At 71.2% G+C, this 22,374-nt stretch carries 15 protein-coding genes and 1 riboswitch; of the genes, 6 read left to right on the forward strand and 9 right to left on the reverse strand.

What is annotated here, in order from left to right:
* Positions 1-30 precede the first annotated feature (30 nt).
* The 4 genes from QC826_RS27580 to QC826_RS27595 all read right to left on the reverse strand — a co-directional run bounded on the left by QC826_RS27580 (position 31) and on the right by QC826_RS27595 (position 4,202).
* Positions 31-2,202: a chemotaxis protein CheA gene (locus QC826_RS27580; RefSeq protein WP_279763283.1), complete on the reverse strand. Its 2,172-nt coding sequence runs from the start codon at positions 2,200-2,202 to the stop codon at positions 31-33.
* A 53-nt stretch (positions 2,203-2,255) separates the two neighbouring features.
* The gene (locus QC826_RS27585) at positions 2,256-2,570 is read right to left on the reverse strand and encodes a lipid asymmetry maintenance protein MlaB (RefSeq protein ID WP_279763285.1); all 315 of its coding nucleotides are present in this window, start codon (positions 2,568-2,570) and stop codon (positions 2,256-2,258) included.
* 90 nt (positions 2,571-2,660) lie between these two features.
* Positions 2,661-3,029 (reverse strand): response regulator, encoded by a 369-nt coding sequence (locus QC826_RS27590; RefSeq protein WP_099416551.1) that lies wholly within the window; start codon positions 3,027-3,029, stop codon positions 2,661-2,663.
* Between the two features lie 12 nt (positions 3,030-3,041).
* Positions 3,042-4,202 carry a methyl-accepting chemotaxis protein gene (locus QC826_RS27595; RefSeq protein WP_279763286.1) on the reverse strand — a complete coding sequence of 387 codons (1,161 nt, stop codon included), beginning with the start codon at positions 4,200-4,202 and terminating at the stop codon, positions 3,042-3,044.
* Positions 4,203-4,601: 399 nt separating this feature from the next.
* Between QC826_RS27595 and aqpZ the strand changes: the two genes are divergently transcribed.
* From aqpZ to QC826_RS27610, 3 genes are all read left to right on the forward strand, one after another.
* Positions 4,602-5,288, forward strand: coding sequence for an aquaporin Z (aqpZ, locus tag QC826_RS27600; RefSeq protein ID WP_093390840.1), 687 nt, complete (start codon positions 4,602-4,604; stop codon positions 5,286-5,288).
* 151 nt (positions 5,289-5,439) lie between these two features.
* On the forward strand, positions 5,440-6,291 hold the full coding sequence (locus QC826_RS27605; protein ID WP_279763288.1) for a hypothetical protein: 852 nt from the start codon (positions 5,440-5,442) through the stop codon (positions 6,289-6,291).
* Between the two features lie 265 nt (positions 6,292-6,556).
* Entirely contained in the window at positions 6,557-8,278 is a 1,722-nt protein-coding gene (locus QC826_RS27610) for a diguanylate cyclase (RefSeq protein WP_279763290.1), read from the forward strand.
* Here QC826_RS27610 and QC826_RS27615 read toward each other — a convergent pair.
* From QC826_RS27615 to QC826_RS27630, 4 genes are all read right to left on the reverse strand, one after another.
* Complete coding sequence (locus tag QC826_RS27615) at positions 8,275-8,637, reverse strand: hypothetical protein (RefSeq protein ID WP_279763291.1); 363 nt, start codon at positions 8,635-8,637, stop codon at positions 8,275-8,277. The two genes, QC826_RS27610 and QC826_RS27615, sit on opposite strands and share 4 nt — an antisense overlap.
* Positions 8,638-8,649: 12 nt before the next feature.
* Positions 8,650-8,994, reverse strand: coding sequence for a hypothetical protein (locus QC826_RS27620; protein WP_279763292.1), 345 nt, complete (start codon positions 8,992-8,994; stop codon positions 8,650-8,652).
* Positions 8,995-9,198: 204 nt separating this feature from the next.
* On the reverse strand, positions 9,199-11,418 hold the full coding sequence (locus tag QC826_RS27625) for a heparin lyase I family protein (protein ID WP_279763293.1): 2,220 nt from the start codon (positions 11,416-11,418) through the stop codon (positions 9,199-9,201).
* A gap of 213 nt (positions 11,419-11,631) precedes the next feature.
* Positions 11,632-13,482, reverse strand: coding sequence for a M1 family metallopeptidase (locus QC826_RS27630; protein ID WP_279763294.1), 1,851 nt, complete (start codon positions 13,480-13,482; stop codon positions 11,632-11,634).
* Here QC826_RS27630 and QC826_RS27635 point away from each other — a divergent pair.
* The 3 genes from QC826_RS27635 to QC826_RS27645 all read left to right on the forward strand — a co-directional run bounded on the left by QC826_RS27635 (position 13,481) and on the right by QC826_RS27645 (position 14,936).
* Entirely contained in the window at positions 13,481-13,618 is a 138-nt protein-coding gene (locus tag QC826_RS27635; protein WP_279763295.1) for a hypothetical protein, read from the forward strand. The two genes, QC826_RS27630 and QC826_RS27635, sit on opposite strands and share 2 nt — an antisense overlap.
* Positions 13,598-13,751: riboswitch (yybP-ykoY riboswitch) on the forward strand. Its footprint overlaps the gene before it by 21 nt.
* Positions 13,752-13,787: 36 nt before the next feature.
* Positions 13,788-14,363: a TMEM165/GDT1 family protein gene (locus tag QC826_RS27640; protein ID WP_093390834.1), complete on the forward strand. Its 576-nt coding sequence runs from the start codon at positions 13,788-13,790 to the stop codon at positions 14,361-14,363.
* Between the two features lie 132 nt (positions 14,364-14,495).
* Positions 14,496-14,936 carry a PEP-CTERM sorting domain-containing protein gene (locus QC826_RS27645; RefSeq protein ID WP_279763296.1) on the forward strand — a complete coding sequence of 147 codons (441 nt, stop codon included), beginning with the start codon at positions 14,496-14,498 and terminating at the stop codon, positions 14,934-14,936.
* A 115-nt stretch (positions 14,937-15,051) separates the two neighbouring features.
* On the opposite strand, the gene QC826_RS27650 is transcribed toward QC826_RS27645, so the two are convergent.
* On the reverse strand, positions 15,052-22,359 hold the full coding sequence (locus QC826_RS27650) for a GH36-type glycosyl hydrolase domain-containing protein (RefSeq protein ID WP_313872898.1): 7,308 nt from the start codon (positions 22,357-22,359) through the stop codon (positions 15,052-15,054).
* Between the last annotated feature and the right edge of the window lie 15 nt (positions 22,360-22,374).

Raw genomic sequence — 22,374 nt, forward strand, 5'->3', positions numbered from 1 at the left:
TCCTCATGGGAAGGTGGACGGGCGGCGCCATCAGGCGGCGGCCAGCTGGGCCGGCGGCTTGGCGCCGACCTGGGCCATCAAGGCGGCGACGTCGAGGATCAGGGCGACGTCGCCGCTGCCCAGGATGGTCGAGCCGCTGATGCACTTGACCTCGGAGAAGATCGGGCTGAGCGGCTTGATCACGGTCTGGAACTCGCCCAGCAGGGTGTCGACCACCAGGCCGGCGCGCTGGCTGCCGAACTTCAGCACGACGATGCTCTCGCGCCGCCCGGCCTGGCCGTCCAGCCCGAACAACTGGCGCAGGCGGATGAAGGGCAGCACCTGGCCGCGCAGGTTGCAGTAGTCCTGGCCCGGCTCGGCGGCGTACTCGATGCACTCCTCGATCATGTCGAGCGGGATGACGAACACCGAGCCGCCGACCTGCACCAGGAAGCCGTCGATGATGGCCAGGGTGAGCGGCAGGCGCACCGTGACGATGGTGCCGGCGCCCTCCTTGCTGTCGACCTCGACGCTGCCGCGCAGCGCCGTGATGTTGCGCTTGACCACGTCCATGCCGACCCCGCGGCCCGACAGGTTGGTGATCTTCTCGGCGGTCGAGAAGCCGGCCTCGAAGATCAGGTTGTAGATCTCGCCGTCGCTCATCTTGCGGTCCGGTTCGACCAGGCCGCGCTCGACCGCCTTGGCCAGGATGCGCTCCTTCTGCAGGCCGCCGCCGTCGTCGCTGACCTCGATGACGATGCTGCCCGACTCGTGGAAGGCGTTCAGCGAGATCAGGCCGCGGGCCGGCTTGCCGCGCGCGGCGCGCAGCTCGGCCGGCTGGATGCCGTGGTCCATGGCGTTGCGCACCAGGTGCATCAGCGGGTCGCCGATCTTCTCGACGACGGTCTTGTCGAGCTCGGCGTCCTCGCCGTCGACGGCCAGGCCGATGTCCTTGCCCAGCTCGCGGGCGACGTCGTGCACGACGCGCTGGAAGCGGTTGAAGGTGGCGCCGATCTTGACCATGCGCAGCTCGAGGGCGGCGTCGCGCACCTCCTCGACCAGGCCCGACAGCACCGAGCTGCACTCGAGCAGCTCGGCGTTGCACAGGCGCTGGCCGATCAGGTTGGCGCGCGCGCCGGCGATGATCAGTTCGCCGACCAGGTCGATCAGCCGGTCCAGCTTGTCGGAGTCGACGCGGATCGAGCGGCTCTCCTGCGCCTTCTGCTCGTTGGCCTGCTTCTGCTTGGCCAGCGCCGCCTCGACCACCACCGGCGGCACGTTGCCGGCGCCGACCAGGATGCTGCCGATCTGGCCGCTGGCGGCGTCCTGCGCCGCCAGCGCCTGCTCCAGCTCGCGCGCCGTGACGCTGCCGCAGCGCACCAGGATCTCGCCGAGGCGGGCGTCCTGCTCGGGCAGCGTGCGGATCAACTCGACGTACTGCGAGACGCGGCTGTGCGGCGGCAGGATGTGCATCACGCAGTCGTCGTGGACGAACTCGAACACCGCCTCGATGGTCTCCTTGTCGGCCGTGCTGTCGAAGGCGATCTCGAAGCCCAGGTAGCACAGCTCGGCGTCCATCTGCTCGGCCGGCGGCAGCGCGTCGACGGTGGCGATGCCGACGATGCTGCCGAGCCTGGCCAGGTAGCGCAGGAAGGCGATCGGGTCCATGCCGTTCTGCAGCACGCCGCGGCCGAAGCGCAGCGAGATGTGCCAATGGTCGCGCTCGCCGGGGGCGCCGGCCATGCGCTCGACGCCGGGCTGGGCCAGCTCGACCAGCGGGCTGGCGCCGCCGCCGCCGCCGTGGCCGTGGCCGGCGGCGTCGGCGTGGCCGGCGCTCATGTGGCGGCGCAGCTGGGCCACCAGGGCGGCGTCCTCGGCGGCGTTGGCCGGGTCGGCCTCGGTGGCGCCGGCGGCCAGGCCGTCGATCATGCCCGACAGGAAGTCGCAGCAGGACAGCAGCAGCACGATCATCTCGTCGACCAGCACCACGCGGCCGTCGCGCACCTCGTCGAGCAGGCTCTCGACGACGTGGGTGAAGGCGACGATGTGGTCCAGGCTGAACAGGCCGGCCGAGCCCTTGATGGTGTGGGCGGCGCGGAAGATGGCGTTGATCGCCTCGCCCTGGTCGCCGGCCAGGTCGACGTTGAGCAGGGCGTTCTCCATCTCCTCGAGCAGCTCGCGGCTCTCGACGATGAAGGTTTGCAGCGCTTGGTCCAGATTCATGGCTTACCTCGCTAGGCAGGTCGGCGGTGGCGTCGGCGGGTTGGTCGGCGAATTCAGTGGGCGGCGGAGACCAGCAGGGCGTCGCCGAAATAGCCGCCCAGGTCCAGCATGTCGAAGATCTCCAGCACGGCGGCGCTGTGGCCGACCAGGCGCAACTGGTGGCCCAGCGTGGTGGCGTGCTGCTTGGCCAGCATCAGCACCTGCAGGCCGGCCGTGTCGAGCTCGCTGACGGCCGACAGGTCGAGCTCGAGCAGCGGGGCGCGCGCCAGCGCCTGCATCAGCTCGCCCTTCAACTCGGCGGCGCGGTAGATGGTCAACTCGCCGGCGATGGCGAGGCGGCTGGCGGCGGTGCTGGGATCGGCGGGCATGGCGGACTCCGTGGCGTGGCGGTTGGACTGGCGCGCTGGCCGGCGCGGCGGGTTGGCGGGTTGGCGGGCGGGCGGACCGGATCGCGCCGGCTACGGCAGCACCAGCTTGGCCACGGCGCCCAGCAGCACCTCGGGCTTGAAGGGCTTGACCACCCAGGCCTTGGCGCCGGCCGCCTGGCCCTCGCGCTTCTTGGCCTCCTGCGACTCGGTGGTCAGCATGATCACCGGCGTGAAGCGGTACAGCGGCAGCTGCTTGAACTCCTTGACGAAGGTGATGCCGTCCATATTCGGCATGTTGACGTCGCACACCACCAGGTGGATCTTCTGGCCGGTGCACTTGGACAGCGCGTCGAGCCCGTCGCGCCCCTCGATGACGTCGTAGCCGGCGCCCTTGAGCGCGATGCCCACCACCTGGCGCAGCGAGGCCGAATCGTCGACCACCATGATAGTTTTGGCCATGCGTTGTTCTCCTTAGAAAAAGGTCACCTCGTCGGCGGCGGCGGCGGCCGCCGGGCGGGCCTGGCCGCCGTGGTGCACGGCGTGCTCCTCGGCCATCGCGTAGGTCTTCTCGAGCTCGCCGAGCAGGGCGGCGGCGGCCAGCGGCTCGAGGACCGCGCCCTCGGCGTAGCGGGCGCGGTTGTCGCGCAGCAGCTGCGGCAGCAGGTCCATGTTGTCGCGCACGTGGGCCATCACCTGGCTGACCCGGTCCTGGAACTGCAGCTGCACCAGCGCCTCGCCGACCTCGCCCTGGATCGCCACGCTGTCCTGCTTGAGCAGCTCGGTCGACTGCTGCAGCGCGTCGGTGACCTGGCGGAAGTCGCCCAGCACGGCGGCGATCAGCCCCTCGGCCGACTGCAGCGAGGCGTTCTCCTGCTCGCTCGACAGCTCGGCCGCCTGGCTGGCGGCGACGATGGCGCGGCTGATCTGGCCGACCCGCTCGGCGATGCTGCGGCCGGTCTCGGCCGAGCGGTTCGACAGGTTGCGCACCTCGGTGGCGACCACCGCGAAGCCGGCCCCGGCCGGACCGGCGCGGGCCGCCTCGATGGCCGCGTTGAGCGCCAGCAGATTGGTCTGGGCGGCGATGCTGGCGACGCCCTCGGCCATGCCGCGCAGCTCGCGGGTGTAGCCCTCGAGCTGCTTGATCTGGTCGAGCATGGTTTGTTTGGAGCGCATCGCCGACTGCATCGAGGCGACCACCGAGCCGAGCTGGCTCTGGCTGTGGCCGAACACCTCGGCCAGCGAGGGGCCGGCGCCGCCCTGCTGGCCGGCGCCGGCCACGTGCAGGGTGTTGTCGAGCTTGTCGACGATGGAGGAGAAGCGGCCGGCCAGCTCGGCCACGGCGTCCTCCATCTGGCTGCGCGACGATTCCAGGTGGCGGCTCCAGACCGGCAGCACGGCGTCGCCGAACTGTTCGCGGCCCTCCAGGTAGCGTTCGATCATGGCCTGCGGCGCGGCGCCGGCCGCGCCGAGCAGGCGCGCGGCGGCGGCGCCGGCGGCCAGCAGCAGCGCGGCCCACAACCAGGCCGGCCAGCCGGCGTGGCCCCAGCCGGCCGCCAGCGTGCCGACGGCGCCGCCCAGCGCCAGGGCGAGGGGGAACAGGGTTGCGCTGCCGAGACTGGTGATATTTTTCACTGGACCCCACCGCCGAAAAAACCATTCGGGACACGCCGACCGCGGGCATGCCGTTACGAAATCTCTTCCCACATTCTGTGCCAAGGAAGGGCAAAAGGAAAGCGTTGAAACGCCCGGCCGCGCCCTCACTGGCAAACCAATTGTAGCTGGAGTTGTTGGCGCTGGCGCTTTAAATAACTGCCAAAGAGAAATAATTTCCAATCGACACATACGACGCCGCGCCCGCCCCGCGCCACGCCCGTGGCGGCGCGGCGCGGCGGTGTTGCGGAGGCGCAACCCGACGCCCTGTCGCCTTTGCCGGTGGACTTTTTCGGCCGCCGCATGTACATTGCCACCGTCGCAAAGTAATAATTTAGACAATGCACTCCCAACAACAACATTTCTATAGGAACAAGCCCAATGAAACAATACGGAGCTGAATTTTTTGGTACCTTCTGGCTGGTGCTGGGCGGCTGCGGTAGCGCCGTGCTGGCGGCCGCCTTCCCCGGCGTCGGCATCGGCCTGCTGGGCGTCTCGCTGGCCTTCGGCCTGACCGTGCTGACCATGGCCTACGCCATCGGCCACATCTCCGGCTGCCACCTGAACCCGGCCGTGTCGATCGGCCTGTGGGCCGGCGGCCGCTTCCCCGCCAGCAAGCTGCTGCCCTACATCGTCGCCCAGGTGCTCGGCGGCATCGCCGCCGGCGGCGTGCTGTACCTGATCGCCAGCGGCAAGGCCGGTTTCGACCTGGCCGGCGGCTTCGCCTCGAACGGCTACGGCGAGCACTCGCCGGGCGGCTACTCGCTGACCGCCGCGCTGGTCACCGAGGTGGTGATGACGGCGATGTTCCTGGTCGTCATCCTCGGCGCCACCGACGGCCGCGCCCCGGCCGGCTTCGCGCCGCTGCCGATCGGCCTGTGCCTGACCCTGATCCACCTGATCAGCATCCCGGTCACCAACACCTCGGTCAACCCGGCGCGCAGCACCGGCGTGGCGCTGTACGTGGGCGGTTGGGCCACCAGCCAGCTGTGGTTGTTCTGGGTGGCGCCGATCGCCGGCGCCCTGCTCGGCGCGCTGATCTACCGCGCCATCGGCAAGAAGGACTGAGCCGGGCCGGCCTGAGGGCCGCCGCGTCAACGGGCCGGGGGCGCAGCTGCGCCGCCCGGCCTTTTTTTCGCCCGCGCGCGGCGTGGGCCGGTGATCAGTTACCATGGTGGCTTGTTCGTCCACACCCACACCGCGCATGCCCGCTCCGTCCATGTTCCGTTCGCTGCTGTCGCTGCCGCCGCTGCTCGCGGCCTTACTGGCGTGGGCGCCAGCGGCGTCGGCCGCGGCGCCGCCGGCGCCGCCGGCGGCGCCGCTGCGCATCGTACTGCCGCCGCTGCATCCGAGCGCGCGCGAGCACGCCGCCTACTTCCCCGCGCTGCTGCGCCTGGCGCTGGAAAAAACCCGCGCCAGCGACGGTCCGTTCGAGATCAGCGTCTTCCCGCGCGCGCTGACCAGCCCGCGCCAGGCGCTGGAGCTGAAGAACAACGGCGTGATCAACGTCATGTGGGACGGCAGCAACGCCCAGCGCGAGCGCGAACTGCTGGCCGTGCCGGTGTCGCTGTTGGGCGAGCTGAACGACTACCGCGTGTTGCTGATCCGCCGCCAGGACGCGCCCCGCTTCGCCGCCGTGCACACGCTCGAGCAACTGGCCGCGCTGCGCGCCGGCGCCGGCGTCAACTGGCCCTCGACCGAGATCCTGCGCGCCAACGGCCTGCCGGTGGTGACGGCGATCTCCTACGAGTTCCTGTTCCCCATGCTGCAGGGCGGCCGCTTCGACTACCTGCCGCGCGGCGTCTACGAGGCCTGGTTCGAGCAGCGCGTGCACGCCGGGCGCGACCTGGTGGTCGAACCGGACATCTTCCTGCACTACCACGTGCCCTTCCACTTCTTCGTCAGCCGCGACAATCCGGCGCTGGCGGCGCGCATCGAGCGCGGCCTGCGCCTGGCGCAACAGGACGGCAGCTTCGCCCGCCTGTTCAACGGCGTGCCGGCCTTCCGCCGCAGCCTGGACGAGATCCGCGCCGGCAAGCGCCGCGTGTTCGAACTGCGGCCGCTGCCCTGAGGCGGCGCGCCGGCAGCGCCGCGGCGTGTTGCGTTTCATGCGGCAACAAGAATGCCAATCCAAGACCGCAAGCGCCGTCGAGCAGACCAATCCTGTACCGCAACCACCCGGCGCGGCCGCAAACGTGGCGCCGCCGGCCACCGCCGGCAGATGCCGGGCGACACGGCGGCCGTCTTGTGGCATATTGCCATTTAGAAAAATACGATTTGCGAGGGCAAACGTTTTCCCGCCACACGCCGAGCAAACTGCAAGAGAATTTCCCGCCATGAAACTGACCCGCCTGTTCGCCGTCTCCATCGCCGTGTTGGCGTTGCTCAGCAGCGCCATGCTGGGCCGCATCGTGCTGACGGAGTGGAACAACTACGGCGCCGCCGCCGACGGCCTGCGCATCCTGCAACTGGTGCAAAAGAGCATGTTGGCGGCCGAGAAGCTGTCCTTCGAGCGCGGCCCGGTCAACGGCATGCTGGGCGACGCCCTGCCGCACCAGGCGCTGCGCCTGCAACGCCTGGCCGCCGCGCGCGGCGCCAGCGACCGCGCCCTGGCCGAGCTGCAGGACGCCGTCGGCGCCGGCCCGGCGCCGTCGGCCGCCGCGCTGGCCGCGCTGCAGCGGGTGCGGCAGGCGCTGGCGGCGGCGCGCCGGACGGTCGACCGCCTGGCCGCCCTGCCGCAGGAGCAGCGCGCCCCGGCCGAGCTGACCGCCACCGTCGAGCAGATGTTCGCCCTGGTGCCGATCATCATGGAGACCGTCAACGAGTTCTCGCGCAGCTCGCAGCTGCGCTATCCGCAGTTCTCGGTGATCTTGCAGAACGCCCGCTTCGCCGTCGAGCTGCGCGAGTACGCCGGCCGCCTCGGCTCGCAGCTGACGGCGGCGCTGGTGGCGCGCCGGCCGCTCGACGAGGCGGCGCAGCGGCGCATCCAGTTCATCGAGGGCCGCATCGAACAGCTGCGCGAGCTGATCAAGCTGCCCACCAACAATGTGGCCACCGACCCGCGCCTGCTGGCGGCGCTGCGCGCGATGGAGCAGCGCTACTTCGGCGACGGCCTGGCGCTGGTGGCCGCCATGGTCGAGGCCAGCCGCGCCGGCCGGCCCTACCAAATGGACACCGGCCAGTTCGCCGAGCGCTACGTGCCGACCATGGCGCCCATCCTGCGCGTGCGCGACGTGCTGCTGGAGGCCTCGCTGGAACAGGCCCAGCAGGCCTACCACACGGCCCGGCGCCAGTTGCTGCTGGCCTGCGCCACCGGCGCGCTGACCCTGCTGGTGCTGGCGGTGCTGGCCCTGATCGTGCGGCGCCGGGTGATCCGGCCGCTGCTGTGGGCGACGCGCGCGCTGGTCAACCTGAGCAACGGCGACCTGGCCAGCGAGGTGCGCGGCACGCGCCGGCGCGACGAGGTGGGCGACCTGCTGCGCGCCCTGGTGGCGCTGCGCGCCGGCGCGCTCGACAAGCGGCGCCTGGAGCAGGAGCGCCAGCAGCTGATGGAGGAGCTGCGCCGCAGCGCCGACACCGACTACCTGACCGGCATCCTGAACCGGCGCGCCTTCACCGCCGCCGGCCAGCAGCGCATGCGCGGCGCGCAGGAGAACGACCTGTCGCTGGCGGTGATCCTGTTCGACATCGACCACTTCAAGTCGGTCAACGACTGCCACGGCCACGACGCCGGCGACCAGGTGCTGATCCGCGTCGCCGCGCTGGTGCGCCACGAGCTGCGCGACGGCGAGATCCTGGCGCGCTACGGCGGCGAGGAGTTCGTCGTCATGCCGGCCTACTGCGACCTGAACGCGGCGCGCGTGGTGGCCGAGCGGCTGCGCCGCGCCATCGAGGCCGAGCCGCTGCCGCTGGTCGACGGCCACATCCTGCGCATCACCGCCAGCTTCGGCGTGGCCGCCGCCAGCGGCGAGCGGGCCGCCCTCGACGGCCTGTTCCACGCCGCCGACCTGGCGCTGTACCGCGCCAAGCACCTCGGCCGCAACCGCGTCGAGGGTTAACTGCGGAATTGGTGCAGGCGGTACTTGCGCAGCACACCGTCGCTGCCGAACAGCAGCACCAGCTCGCGGCTGCGGTCCGGCACGAACAGCGCGGCCGTGCCGATGATGGGCAGGTAGCGCACGAAGCCGGGCACGCTCTGCCGGTCCTGGTAGACCCAGATCTCGTAGCCGCTGTCGAACTTGAACACGTGCGAGTCGCCGAAGGCGGCGACGATGTCGGCCTTGGTGCTGTGGCCGACCTTGATGGCGTGGTCCATCTCGCCACGGCTCATGCGGCTGACGGCGCCGTTGCCGAGCACGGCGCAACCGCCCAGCAACAGCAGCATGGCCCAGCTCAATCTGCTCAGGATGTTCATCATGGTCGACTCCGTTCAGCGCGCGCGCGGTGCCGTGGCGGCGGACGCCGTCGGCGCCGGGCCGTCGTCCAGGTAGGCAAAGGCCGGCGGCGGCGCGGCCGGCCCGCCGGCCTGGCTCAAGCGCATGGGCTTGCGCAGCGCGTCGGTGGGGAAGCCGAGCAGGCGGAAGCGCAGCGAAATGTCGGGCATGCTGGGGGCGTAACGCTCGAACAGGGCCACGCCCTTGGGCGGGCCGCCGGCCTCGGCGGCGGGCCCGGCGGGGGCCGGCGACGGCGACGGCGCGGCAGGGGCCGAGCCGGCCAGGCAGCACAAGGTGCCGAGCAACATCATGCGTTGCCACATCGCCTGTCTCGCCATCATGCCTGCCTCCTGGTTTGCTTGGGGCGCACGTCGCGCCGGAAACAAAGTGTTGCAATTTCCCGGGCAAGACTCCAGTCATTTGTGCGGAGCACCATCGGACGCCACTTGGGGTAGCGCGAGGCGGTACGCGCGGAGGCAAAAAAAGGCCAGTCCGACGGGACTGGCCTTGGTTGCCGCGCGGCGGGCGGCGCGGCGCCGGGCGCCCTACTTCTTGGCGAACTGCTTGTCGACCAACACTGGCAGTCCCACTGTGACACGGATCGCCGTCGTGGCCGCCGATCCGTCGTTGTTGACAGCCGCAACAGAAATGTCGACCGGACCGTCGGCGTCGCCAGCCGTCACGTCGATATACGCGCTCCAGGTACTGTTCGCGCCGGCGACCACGGTGGCGGCCCGCCCCGCCAGCATCACCTTCGGTACGCTGAACGGGGGCTGGTTCAGCACGAACGTCAGCGTGATCCGCGATCCAACATGGGCAATGCCGGGAGAGTTCAGGTCGGAACGCATGGCGACATCGCTGACGACGGGCTGGCCACAAGGCTGGGCGCCGCTCGGCAAAACGTCGGCACAGCTTGCTTCGGCCGAGCCAATGCGGACTTCGTCGACATACAGGACACGCTCGGCGATGCTGCTCGGCCGCGCACCCCAGCCCCACTTATAGTCGCCCATCTTCAGGTAAGGCCCGTTCTCGTTGTCCTGGTAGTCCTTGTCGAGGCGATACATGGTGAGGCCGGTGTAGTCGACGATTTTGACACCGTCCTTCCAGACTTGCACGAAGCCGGGCGTGGCGCCGTAGTCGAAGTTGACGTGGATGACCCAGTCAACCCATCGCCCCTTCAGCTGAGCGCTAGACTCGCTCCACAGTTCGTGCGGTGGCGGCATGTGCGCCGCCTTGCCTTTGTCGGCCGCTGCGGGCCAATACACCGAGCCGGGCTGTTCGTTCGCCTGCAGCACGATGCGGGCACGGCCCTTGTCCAAATACAGGGCGAGCGGCGCGCCGATGCTGCTCGGTCCCTTGATCGCGCCGTGGTATTGCCAAACAACCTCTTCGTTGTTGTCCTTTTTTTCATCGTCCCAGCTGGCCGGGATGAACTGACTGAAGCCACTCCAATAGCTGTTCCCCAGCACGTGCGTTACGGCGCTGTTGTTTGGACTCGGTGCCGCTTCGGCCCGCAGCATGCTTTTCTCGCGCCAGTCGGCGAACTTGAAGTCGAACTTCAGCGAGTGGACGCCAGCCCTGGCCTGCTCCTGACTGACGCTGACGGCGCCGGGCGGGCTTTGCACCGTCCAGCCGTCCAATTTGCCGGCGCCGGGATCGTTGGCCTCTAGGCCGCTGTGAAAAAGCAGCCTGGCGTCGGTGGTGCGCGCGGCGATCACGCAGGGTGCGGCAAGGTTGCCGCTACTGTCATAGGCGACCACGGCGAAGGTGTAGTCGCTGGCCGGGCCCAGGCCGGTAGCGAGAAAACCCGTCGCGCTCGGCGGCAGGTAAGCGACGGGCATGCCATCGCGGTACAAACGATACCCGGCCAAGGCGGTCTCGTCCTGTGCGGCGCTCCAGCGCAAGGTTGCGCTGTTGGGCGAGGCCGGCTCGGCGGAGCAGCCGGCCGGGGCCGGCGGCGCGCTGGTGTCGGGCGGCGGCACCGGAGTGCCGGCGTACATCGCCTTCAGCTCGGCCGGCGACAAGGCGCGCTGGTAGAGGGCAAGACCGTCGAGCGCCATGTCGGCGCCCTCGTTTTTGCCGGGCACACCGAACTGCAAGCTTTGTTGCCTCGGCTGCCAGCCATTGAACTCGCCCTCCCAGAAGTAGGAGATGGCGAGTTCGCCGTTTTTGTAGATGCGCATCATCTGCTTGCCGCTGTCCCAGGCCAGCGCGACATGCGTCCAGCTGTCAGGGGCGACCGGCAACATACCTGGTGCGGGGATTCCGGACGCCAGGATAGCGCCCACCGGCTTCACATAGTTCCCTTTGTTCTGCAGGCCGATTTGTAGTACCCCCTGATCCAGCACCCGGCTAGCCCGGATAAACAGGTGGTCGCGCGTCATATCGTACTGATCCAATATTTTCCGCTGAGCCTGCGTGGACGAGAAACTACCCTTGATCCAAAATGCCAATGTGCCGTTGGCGGGAAACGCCTGGCCCTGTAGCGACGCGGGGAACTGCACATAGCGGCCCGGCTGGCCGTCCGCAGTCGTCAAACTGAGGGCGTTGCCGTTGACACCGGGTAGCCACGACGGACCGTTCACCAAGGTAGCATGGTTGTTCTTGCCGCTGGCGTCGGCGGCCAAGGCGCCGGCACTTTCGTCGAAGCGCCAGTAGCCCAGCAGGTCTTGGGCGGGCAGCTCGGGTGGGTTAGCGGCGGCCAGGGTGGTGATTAGGCAGCTCAACATCGACGCTGCCAACTTGTGGGCCTTGCAATAGATCATGAAATTCCTTGGCGTTGGAGGGAGAGGCGGTTGAACGGACCCGACACCGCGCGGGCGGCACGCGCCACATCCCCCACGATAATACTATATTTGCAATATTACCTAAAACCAAGACATTCTCCTGAGCGAAAAAAAAGGCCAGTCCGACGGAACTGGCCTTGTCTGCCGCGCGGCGGGCGGCGCGGCGCCGGGCGGCGGGCGCCGCCGGGCGCCCTACTTCTTGGCGAACTGCTTGTCGACCGCGCCCTGGGTCACCGGGTGGTAGCGTTCGCGCGCCTTGGCGTACAGCGCCTTGGCCCAGGCCTTGTCGTCCGGCGTCTTGAGCAGCGCGGTGTACAGCGGCACGACGAACTTCTGCCGGCCCACGCTCATCAGGAAGCTGCCGAGCGGCTCGCGCACGTTGTAGCCGGCCTTCACCGAGGCCAGGTAGAAGCGGTAGGCGATCTCGTTGTTGCCGCTCTTGCCCAGGCCGAACTGCTGGTCGAGCTCGGCCAACTGCGCCGCCGTGGCCTTGCCGCTGATGTCGTTGAGGAAGTGCATCCACTCGGTGGCGATCCAGGCCTTGCTGTCGACATCCTTGGTGGCCAGCGCGCCCTTGAGCCAGGCGTCGCGCTGGGCGTCGACGGCGGCCAGCCGTGGCGAGACGGCGCGCTTGGCGCTGGCCGGCACGCCGACGCCGTGCAGCCACTCGTCGAGCTCGGCCTCGCCCATCAGCTCGGGATGGCCGTCGAGCAGGTTCTTGCGCAGGTAGGCGAGGAACTGCCCGGTGGTGGCCGACTGGAAGGCGTGCTGGTCGAACCAGCCGCGCAGGAAGGGGTCGAACACGGCGCGGCCGGCGCGCTGCTCGAGCGTGCGCAGGAACCAGGCGCCCTTCGGATAGGCCAGGCCCTCGTCGGTGTAGGTGGCGGCCGGCCGCTCGTCGGGGTCGCGGCTGACCAGCGCCTGGCGCGCCGGCGGGATCTCCGGCAGCGAGGCGAACAGCTCCTCCTGCTCGAGCTGCAGGCCGATCTCGGCGACGTCGGCGCCGTACAGGCTCTCGACGATGCGCGTCGTCACGTAGGTGGTGAAGCCCTCGTTGAGCCACCAGTGCTTCCACGAGGCGTTGGTGACCAGGTTGCCGGACCAGGAGTGGGCCAGCTCGTGGGCGATCAGGTCGACCAGGCTGCGGTCGCCGGCGATCATGGTCGGCGTCAGGAAGGTCAGGCGCGGGTTCTCCATGCCGCCGATGGGGAAGGACGGCGGCAGCACGATCATGTCGTAGCGCTCCCAGCGGTAGGGGCCGTACAGGCTCTCGGCGGCGGCGATCATCTTCTCGGTGTCGGCCAGCTCCCAGGCGGCCGCTTCGATGCGGGCCGGCTCGGCGTAGACGGCCGAGCGCGGGCCGAGCTTGCGCAGCTCGAGCTCGCCGATGGCGATGGCCAGCAGGTAGGCCGGGATCGGCTGGGCCATGCGGAACTTCCAGCCGCCGGCGCCGGTGGCGTTCTGGTCGTTCTCGGCGCTCATCACCACGCGCAGGCCGGCCGGCGCGTCGATGCGGGCGCTGTAGGTGAAGCGCACCGCCGGGGTGTCCTGCAACGGCGCCCAGGAGCGCGCGTTGATGGTCTCGGACTGGCTGAACATGAAGGGCCGCTTGCCCGACATGGTCTGCTGCGGCGTCATCCACTGCAACGCGGCGGCGGCGGGCGCCGTGTGGTAGTAGATGCGCACCTTCCGCGGCTGGGCGGCGACGGCGATGCGCAGGGCGCGGCCCTTGTCGGCCTCCAGCTTGTCGAGCATGTAGGAGGCCGGCGCCCACTTGCCGTTGGCGCCCAGCACCTGGACGCGGGCGATGCTCAGGTCGCGCGTGTCGAGCACCAGGCTGCGCGCCGACTTGTCGAGCCAGTTCAGGCTCAGTTCGGCGTAGCCGCTCAGCGTCTTGCTGGCGAAGTCGGCCTTCAGGTCGAGGTGCAGGTCGCTGGTGCGCACCTGGTCGTAGCGGGCGTAGCTGAGCGGGTCGGCCTGGGCCTGGGCGGCGAGGCCGAGCAGCAGGCACAGCGCCAGGCGCAGGGAATGTGGAGTGGGCATGGTGGTCTTCGCAAAAAATGAGCAATTGAAAAAGATTGCCGGCAAGGGCAGCAGCGCCGAGCAGAATAGCACAGGGCGCCGCGCTGGACCGGGCGGCGGCGTTGCGGTATCATCGCCGCTGAACATTGGGGAGTAGTCGTCCGTCGGCCCGTCCGGCGGAATCTGCATCAACATAATCGGCCCGCAGGCCGTGGTGCAGATGGTGATCCACTTGACGAGACCATTGATCAAGGGGCGGCCGCATGGGCCGGAGTCGCCCCTGGATCATTGGTAAACCGTCCGGCCCGCGTACCACCCTCACTCCCATGGAAGCTTTCCTCGTCTCTAGCGGCATCGTCGCGCTCGCCGAAATCGGCGACAAAACCCAGTTGCTGGCCTTCGTGCTGGCCGCCAAATTCCGCCGTCCCCTGCCCATCGTGCTGGCGATCCTCGTCGCCACCATCGCCAACCACGCCTTCGCCGCCGCCGTCGGCGGCTGGGTCACCGGCCTGATGGGGCCGGACCTGCTGCGCTGGGTGCTGGGCGCCGGCTTCCTGGCGATGGCCGCCTGGACCCTGGTGCCCGACAAACTCGACGACGAGGACACCAAGCTGGCCGGCTACGGCGTGTTCCTGACCACCCTGATCGCCTTCTTCATGGCCGAGATGGGCGACAAGACGCAGATCGCCACGGTGGCGCTGGCGGCGCGCTACCACAGCCTGGCGGCGGTGGTGGCCGGCACCACGGTCGGCATGATGCTGGCCAACGTGCCGGCGGTCTACCTGGGCGAGCGCATCGCCGGCCGGGTGTCGCTGAAATTGGTGCACGGCATCGCGGCGGCCGTGTTCGCCCTGCTCGGCCTGGCCACGCTGCTGGGCGCCGGCGCCGGCTGGGGTTTCTAGGACGTTTCCGGCACGCCACAGCTTGCCGATTTGCGTGTTTTTCTGCCCACTTATGTGCGTTCGCACACAGATCTCGAAAAATTGATAAGATATCATCTTTGTTAAGTATGAAATCTTTGAAAGAGGTTGTAAATGAGTGTCCAGAGCAAACTGGCGATCGCGGCGTTGACCCTGGGGTTGAGCGGCCTGGCCGGCGCCACCAGCATGTCCATCGCGGCGCCGGCCCCGGCCTTGCCCGCCTTCCAGCTCGACGAGCTGGCCGCCACCCATCTGCTCGCCGGCTTGGAGCGGGCTGATTTGGGCGATGTGGCGGAGATGCGCACCGGTCTGGACGAAACGGCGGACTATCTGGCGCCGGGCCAACTGGCGCCGGCGCCGCGGCGCGACGCTCGAGCCGGCCTGGACGGCCAAGCCCGGGCGCAACCACGGACGCAACATCCGGCGCCGCCGCCCGAACCGATCCCCGAGCCGGAGATTTACACAATGTTTCTGGTCGGCATCGCCATCCTGCTGCTGGCGGGCCGCCGCCGCGACGTCGCCTCGCCCTGGGGCATGATCCGCGTCGACAAATAGGAGGCGCGTTCGCGCCTTGCCGTTTCCGTCCTCCGTTTCCGTCCTCCGTTTTCCCCGCCTCTTCCGCCGGACCGGCGCCGCCCACGCGGCGCCGGTTTTTTTACGCCCGCCGCGTTCAGCCGCGCGGGGCGGCCGCCACTTGCAAGTCCACCACATGGCTGGCGCCGTCGTCGACCAGGGCGAAGCTGGCGTCCGGCTGGGCCACGCCGTCGAGGCTCAGGCCGGCCGCGCCGGCCGCGGCGCGGCGCACCTCGATCCGGTAGACGGCGCCGCCGTGGCGGTAGCTGATGGCGAAGCCGTCCCAGTCGGCCGGCAGGTGCGGCGCCAGGCGCAGCCGCTCGCCGGCCCGCGTCAGGCCCAGCATCTCCTCGACGATCAGGCGGTACATCCAGCCGGCCGAGCCGGTGTACCAGCTCCAGCCGCCCCGGCCGACGTGGGGCGGCACGGCGTAGATGTCGGCCGTCACCACGTAGGGCTCGACCTTGTAGCGGGCGCAGCCCTCGGCGTCGGCGGCGTGGCGCAGCGGGTTGAGCATGCGCAGCAGCTGCCAGGCGCGCTCGCCGTCGCCCAGGCGGGCGAAGGCCATCACCGTCCAGATGGCGGCGTGGGTGTACTGGCCGCCGTTCTCGCGCACCCCCGGCAGGTAGCCGCGGATGTAGCCGGGGTTGGGCTCGGCGCGGTCGAACGGCGGGTCGAGCAGCTGGATCAGGCCGTGCTCGCGCCGCACCAGGCGGGCGTCGACCTGTTCCATCGCCTGGCGCGCCCGCTCCGGCGCGGCGGCGCCCGACAGCACCGCCCAGCTCTGCGAGATCGAGTCGATCTGGCACTCGGCGTTGGCGTGCGAGCCGAGCGGGGTGCCGTCGTCGAAGTAGGCGCGGCGGTACCACTGGCCGTCCCAGGCGTTGGCCTCGACGCTGCCGGCCAGGCGCTTGGCCTCGACCCGGCACTCGGCGGCGAAGACGCCGTCCTGGCGCCGCTCGGCCAGCTCGGCGAAGCGCTGCAGCACCTCGACCAGGAAGAAGGCCAGCCAGACGCTCTCGCCCTTGCCGTGCTCGCCGACCTTGTCCATGCCGTCGTTCCAGTCGCAGGAGCCGATCAGCGGCAGGCCGTGGACGCCGTAGCGCAGGCCGTGGCGGATCGCCCGCACGCAGTGCTGGTACAGCGTCTCGCTGTGCGAGGAGCGGCTCGGCAGGTCGTAGTAGGAGTCCTCCTCGGGCTTGACGGCGCGCCCCTCCAGGTAGGGCGCGGTCTCGTCGAGCACCGCCAGGTCGCCGGTGACGGCGGCGTAGCGGCAGGCCGCCAGCGGCAGCCACAGGTAGTCGTCCGAGCAGTGGGTGCGCACGCCGCGGTCGGACGGCGGGTGCCACCAGTGCTGCACGTCGCCCTCGGCGAACTGGTGGCCGGCGCACAGCAGCAGGTGCTCGCGCAGCAGCTGCGGCGCGCTGTGCAGCGCCGCCATGGCGTCCTGCAGCTGGTCGCGGAAGCCGAAGGCGCCGCCCGACTGGTAGTAGCCGCTGCGCGCCCACAGCCGGCAGGCGATGGTCTGGTACAGCAGCCAGCCGTTGGCCAGCACGTCGAGCGCCGGGTCGGGCGTGGCGATCCGCACCGCGCCCAGGGTGGCGGCCCAGTGGGCGCGCACGGCGGCCAGCGCGGCGGCGGCGGCGGCGGCGTTGCCGTGCTGGCGCACCAGGCTGCCGGCGTCGGCGTTGCGGCGGCCGCCGACGCCGAGCAGGAAGACGAACTCGCGCTGCTCGCCGGGCGCCAGCTCGCAGGGCAGCTGCAGCGCGGCGCAGGCGTCGAGGCCGGCGCCGAGCCGGCCCGACAGGCGGGTGCGGCGCAGCGCGGCCGGCTCGGCCAGGCTGCCGTTGCGGCCGATGAACTCGGCGCGGTCGGCGCTGAAGCTGGCGCCGGCGGCCAGGCCGGCGTCGGCGTGGAAGAAGGCGACCCGGCCGCTGAACTCGGTGTTGTAGGGGTTGCGGGCGAACAGCGCGCCGCTGGCCGGCTCGCGCTCGGTGACGATGTGCATGCCGGACTTGCTGCGCATGTCGCCCAGCACCCACTCGACGTAGCCGGTGACGGACAGGCGGCGCGGCGCGGCGCCGTCGTTGCGCAGGCGCAGCACGCTGTACTTGAGCGCCGCGTCGAGGGCGACGAAGGTGGTCAGCTCGCTGGCGATGGCGCCCTCGCTGTGCTCGAACACGCTGTAGCCGAAGCCGTGCCGGGTCAGGTACTCGCCGGCGCCGCCGGCCGGCAGCGCGGTGGGCGACCAGACCTGGCCGCTGTGCTCGTCGCGCAGGTAGAAGGCCTCGCCGCTGGCGTCGCCCACCGGGTCGTTGTGCCAGGGCGTCAGGCGGAACTCGTGGGCGTTCTCGTGCCAGGTGTAGGCCTGGCCGCTCTCCGACACCACGCAGCCGAACTGGGCGTTGGCCAGCACGTTGCTCCACGGCGCCGGGGTGCGCCGGCCGGCGCCGTGGCGGATCAGGTACTCGCCGCCGTCGGCGGAGAAGCCGCCGATGCCGTTGTCGAGCAGCGGCGCCGGGCCGGCCCCGGCCCCGGCGGCGGCGGCGGCGGCGGCCGGCGCGGCGAAGCCGGCGCGGCCCTCGCCGAGCGGCGGCGGCAGGCGCGGCGCCGGCGCCGGCGGCCGCTTGATCTGCTCGGCCAGCGTGCCGCGGCTGTCGCTGATGACGACCCGCGCCACCGACTGCAGCAGCACGCGGTCCTCGTTGGCGATCTGCTCGGCCTGGCGCACGAAGATGCCGCCCGGCCGGTCGATCGCCTGGGCGTCGTTGCCGGAGGCGATCAGGCCCATGATCTGCTCGTGCAGCAGTTGGCGGTAGCCGGCCTGGTCCTCGTACCAGATGACCAGGTCGACCACCAGGCCCTTCAGGCGCCAGTAGGCGTGCGCCTGCACCAGCTGGCGCGCCAGCTCGATGTTGGCCGGGTCGCGGATCTGCAGCAGCACGATCGGCAGGTCGCCGGAGATGGCGTAGGCCCACAGGCCGGACTGGCCGCGCTGGTTCCTCTGCAGCACGGCCGGCTCGGCGCGCAGCAGCGCGTTGGGGTAGATGACGGTGCTGGCCAGGCGGGCGTAGAGCTGGGCGTCGGCCTCGCTGGCGTTGAGCTGGCGCAGCACCACCTGGCTGTGGGTCCAGGCCAGCTCGAAGACGCGGTCGGCCAGGTGGCGGTCCTGGTACTTGTCGATCAGGTGCAGCGCCGCCTCGCGCGTGTCGGTCATGCCGCTGACGATGTCGACGGTGGCGCTCTGGTCCGGCTCGAGCGTGATCTGGTAGCGGATCGCCACCACCGGGTCGAGCACCGGGCCGGCGCCGCCGCCCAGCGGCCCGGCCTGGGCCATGGCCAGCGGCGCGATGGCGCTGCGGCCGCGGCCGATGAAGCGGGCGCGGTCGGTCTCGAAGGACAGCTCGGCGACGGCGGCGTCGTGCACCGTCATCAGGTGCAGCAGGGTCGGCGTCGCCTCGTCCTTGCCGCGCGGCCGGCGCGCGCACAGGATGGCGCCCTCGTGGTGCAGGATCTCGGTCTGCACGAACAGCTTGCCGAAGGCCGGGTGGGCGGCGTCGGCGGCCGGCGCCGCCATCACCACCTCGGCGTAGCTGGTCAGCTCGACGACGCGGCGGCGCGCCGACTTGTTGGTGATGCGGGTGCGGCGCAGCTCGATGTCGTCCTCCGGCGAGACGACGATCTCGGTGTGCAGGTCGAGCTCGTGGTCGCCGCGGCGGAACTCGGCGCGGCCCTCGGAGAAGATCACCTCGTACTTGCGCGGCGCGGCCAGGGTCGGCTGGTAGGTGGTCGACCAGACGGCGCCGCTGTCGACGTCGCGCAGGTAGCAGAAGCTGCCCCAGTTGTCGCGCGTGCCGTCCTCGCGCCAGCGGGTCACGGCCAGGTCGCGCCAGCGGCTCGAGCCGCCGCCGGCGTGGCTGACCATGACGTGGTAGCGGCCGTTCGACAGCAGCTGGGTCTCGGGCAGCGCGGTGTTGGGCTGGGTCAGCACGCGCAGCGGCATGACCTGCTCGGCGGCGGCCGGGCGCGGCTCGCCCTCGGCCTGCTGCTGCGGGTGGAAGGCGCCGGCCTGCGGGATGCGCTCCTGCAGCAGCAGCAGGGTGGCGCGCAGCTCGGCGTCGGCCTCGAAGCGGCGCTGCATCGGCCGCTCGTGCAGCAGGTAGCCGATGGCCAGCAGGCCCATGCCCTGGTGGTGCACCATGAAGGAGCGCACCACGGCGGCGCTCTGGCCGCGCGGCAGGCGGCTGCCGGTGTAGTCGACCGCCTCGTAGAAGCCGTAGCGGCCGAGGAAGCCCAGGGCGGCCATGCGCTGCAGGTTCTGGCAGGCCGCCTCGGGCCGCACCATCAGCCCCATCATGCAGGCGTAGGGCGCCACCACCAGGTCGTCGGCCAGGCCGCGCTTGAGGCCCAGGCCGGGCACGCCGAAGGCGCGGTACTGGTAGTTCAGGCTGGCGTCGACGGTGTTGTAGCCGGACTCGGAGACGCCCCACGGCACGCCGCGCTGGCGGCCGTAGTCGATCTGCGCGTCGAGCACGGCGTGGTAGGTCTGCGTCAGCAGGGTGTTCGGGTAGCTCGGCATGACCAGCAGCGGCATCAGGTATTCGAACATCGAGCCGCTCCACGACAGCAGCAGCGGGCGGCCGCCGACCATGCACAGCTGGCGCCCCAGCGCGAACCAGTGCTGCTGCGGCAGCTGGCCCTGGGCGATGGCGACGAAGCTGGCCAGGCGCACCTCGGAGGCCAGCAGGTCGTAGCAGCTGGCGTCGAGGCGGCGCTCGCTGACGCTGTAGCCGATCGCCAGCAGCTTGGTGGCCGGGTTGTAGAGGAAGGAGTAGTCCATCTGCGCCTGGGCGCGGGCCAGCGCGGCCAGCGCGGCGATGCGCTCGATGCGGCTGGCGGCGCGGGCGCCGCCCAGCGCCACCAGCTCGGCCAGCTGCTGCTGGCGGGCGCGCTCGTCGGGCGCCAGGTCGGAGGCGCTGGCGGCGGCCGGTTGCAGCCCGGCCAGCGCGCGCAGGGTCGGCATGCGCAGCAGGGCGGCGTCGAACACCGCCTCGGCCGGCAGGGTGGCCCAGGGCGCCAGCTCGGCCAGCTCCTGCTCGGCGGCGCGGCACTGGCGCGCCAGCGCGGCGGCCCAGTCGCGCGCCGTGGCCTCGCCCAGCGCCTCGACCCGGGCCGACAGCGCCTCGGCCAGCGCGGCGCCGTGCGCCAGCCAGGCGTGCAGCGCCGGCAGCCGGTCGGGCGGCGGCGGCGCGGCCAGGTGCCGGCGCAGCGCGGCGGCGGCGGCGGCCAGCGGCGCCGGCACCGTCAGGCCCGGGCCCGGGCCCGCGCCGGGGCCCGGCTCGGCGGCGGCGGCCAGCGCCTCGTCGAGCACGGCGGCGGTGACGGCCAGGCCGTCGAACAGCTGGGCGCCGAGCAGCGGCCGCTCGAGCAGCTCGAGCAGGCCGGCGCGCAGCACCAGCAGGTGGCCGGCCAGGTTGCCGCTGTCGACGGTGGAGATGTAGACCGGCAGCAGCGGCTGCAGGCTCAGCGTGTCGTACCAGTTGTACAGGTGGCCCTGGTGGCGCTCGAGCAGGGCCATGCTGGCCAGGGTGCGCTCGCTGCGCTCGAGCAGCGCGCCGACGCCGACGAAGCCGAAGTCGTAGGCGCTCAGGTTGGCCAGCAGGGCCAGGCCGATGTTGGTCGGCGAGGTGCGGTGCGCCACCACGGCCAGCGGCTGCTCCTGCACGTTGTCGGGCGGCAGCCAGTGGTCGGCCGGGCCGACGTGGTCCTCGAAGAAGGCCCAGGTGCGCCGCGCCAGCAGGCGCAGGAAGCGGTGCTGCTCGGCCGACAGCTGGTCCGGCGCGACGGCGGCCGGGCGGCTGATCCACCAGGCCGCCAGCGGCGAGCCGAGCCAGGCCGGCAGGAACACGGCGGCGGCGGCCAGCGCGTCCGGCCGCCACAGCGCCAGCGCGGCGCCGGCGCCGCCCGCCAGCAGCGGCGCGCACCACATGGCGCGCCAGTTGGCGGCCAGGCCGTCCGCGGCGCGCGCCAGCGCCGAGGCGCGCCACTCGAGCAGGTGGCGCCGGCTGAGCAGCAGGCGCCAGGCGCTGCGCGCCGCCGCGTCCAGGCTGAAGGCCGCCTCGTAGGGCAGGAACACCAGTTGCAGCAGGGCGTGCGCCAGTTGCAGGCCGCTGCGCCGCAGCGAGCCGGCCAGGTGCTGGCGCCACAGCGTCTCGGCCGGCTTGCGGTCGAGGTCGACCAGGGCGCCCAGCAGGCCGGGGCCGAACAGCACGGCCAGCACGGCGCCGCTCCACAACCAGGCCTGGCCGGGCAGCGCCCAGCCCAGCAGCAGCAGGGCCAGCAGGGTCGGCGCCACCAGGCTGCGGCGCAGGTTGTCGAACAGCTTCCAGCGCGACAGCGCCGACAGCGGGTTGGCCTCGCGGCCGGCGCCGTCGACGCCGGCCGGCACCCGCGGCAGCAGCCAGGCCAGCAGCTGCCAGTCGCCGCGGATCCAGCGCTGGCGCCGCGCCACGTCCTCGCTGTAGCGGGCCGGGTAGGCCTCGTACAACTGGGCGTCGCTGAGCAGGCCGGCGCGCAGGTAGCAGCCCTCGATCAGGTCGTGGCTGAGGATGCGGTTGTCGGGCAGGCGCGCCGCCAGCACCTGCTCGAACACGTCGACCGCGTAGATGCCCTTGCCGATGAAGGAGCCCTCGTAGAACACGTCCTGGTAGACGTCGGAGACGGTGCGCGTGTAGGGGTCGATGCCGGGCTCGCCGCCGCACAGCTTCTCGTAGCGCGAGGCGCGCTCGCCGGGCAGGCTGGCGGCGACCCGCGGCTGCAGGATGCCGTAGCCCTCGACCACCCGGCCCAGCCGGGGGTCGACGCGGGCGGCGTTGAGCGGGTGCTCCATGGCGGCGATGAACTGGCGCGCGGCGTCGCGCGGCAGCTGGGTGTCGGTGTCGAGCGTGATGACGTACTTGACCGTGTCCAGCGCGGCCAGCACGGCCGCCTCGCCCTCGACGGCGGCGAAGCGTTCGCCGCCGTGGCCGCGCAGGAAGGCGTTCAGCTCGAGCAGCTTGCCGCGCTTGCGCTCGTGGCCCATCCAGACACCCTCGCGCTCGTTCCAGCGGCGCGGCCGGTGCAGCAGCAGGAAGGGGCCGGGCGCGTCGGCGCCGGCGTAGCGGGCGTTGAGCGCGCGCACGCACTGGCAGGCCTGGGCCAGCAGCGCGGCGTCGCCGGGCTGGCTCTCGGCGGCGGCGTCGGCGTAGTCGGTGAGCAGGCAGAACAGCAGTTGCGGGTCGCGGTTGGCCAGGTAGCGCACCTCCATCTGCTCGCCCAGCGCGGCGACGTTGTCGGCGCTGTAGATCAGCGTCGGCACCACCACCAGGCTGCGGGCGCCGGCCGGCACGCCGCCGCGCAGGTCCATGCGCGGCAGCGGGTG

This window comes from Rugamonas sp. DEMB1 (assembly GCF_029834475.1).
GTDB lineage: Bacteria > Pseudomonadota > Gammaproteobacteria > Burkholderiales > Burkholderiaceae_D > Rugamonas > Rugamonas rubra.

Bases quoted from the DNA above. Each gene is read 5' to 3' on its own strand.
- QC826_RS27650 (WP_313872898.1), bottom strand. From the start codon at position 22,359: ATGGACCTGCGCGGCGGCGTGCCGGCCGGCGCCCGCAGCCTGGTGGTG.
- QC826_RS27640 (WP_093390834.1), top strand. From the start codon at position 13,788: ATGGAAGCTTTCCTCGTCTCTAGCGGCATCGTCGCGCTCGCCGAAATC.
- QC826_RS27590 (WP_099416551.1), bottom strand. From the start codon at position 3,029: ATGGCCAAAACTATCATGGTGGTCGACGATTCGGCCTCGCTGCGCCAG.
- QC826_RS27630 (WP_279763294.1), bottom strand. From the start codon at position 13,482: ATGCCCACTCCACATTCCCTGCGCCTGGCGCTGTGCCTGCTGCTCGGC.
- QC826_RS27610 (WP_279763290.1), top strand. From the start codon at position 6,557: ATGAAACTGACCCGCCTGTTCGCCGTCTCCATCGCCGTGTTGGCGTTG.
- aqpZ (WP_093390840.1), top strand. From the start codon at position 4,602: ATGAAACAATACGGAGCTGAATTTTTTGGTACCTTCTGGCTGGTGCTG.
- QC826_RS27615 (WP_279763291.1), bottom strand. From the start codon at position 8,637: ATGATGAACATCCTGAGCAGATTGAGCTGGGCCATGCTGCTGTTGCTG.
- QC826_RS27585 (WP_279763285.1), bottom strand. From the start codon at position 2,570: ATGCCCGCCGATCCCAGCACCGCCGCCAGCCGCCTCGCCATCGCCGGC.
- QC826_RS27635 (WP_279763295.1), top strand. From the start codon at position 13,481: ATGGTGGTCTTCGCAAAAAATGAGCAATTGAAAAAGATTGCCGGCAAG.
- QC826_RS27620 (WP_279763292.1), bottom strand. From the start codon at position 8,994: ATGATGGCGAGACAGGCGATGTGGCAACGCATGATGTTGCTCGGCACC.
- QC826_RS27580 (WP_279763283.1), bottom strand. From the start codon at position 2,202: ATGAATCTGGACCAAGCGCTGCAAACCTTCATCGTCGAGAGCCGCGAG.
- QC826_RS27625 (WP_279763293.1), bottom strand. From the start codon at position 11,418: ATGATCTATTGCAAGGCCCACAAGTTGGCAGCGTCGATGTTGAGCTGC.
- QC826_RS27605 (WP_279763288.1), top strand. From the start codon at position 5,440: ATGTTCCGTTCGCTGCTGTCGCTGCCGCCGCTGCTCGCGGCCTTACTG.
- QC826_RS27645 (WP_279763296.1), top strand. From the start codon at position 14,496: ATGAGTGTCCAGAGCAAACTGGCGATCGCGGCGTTGACCCTGGGGTTG.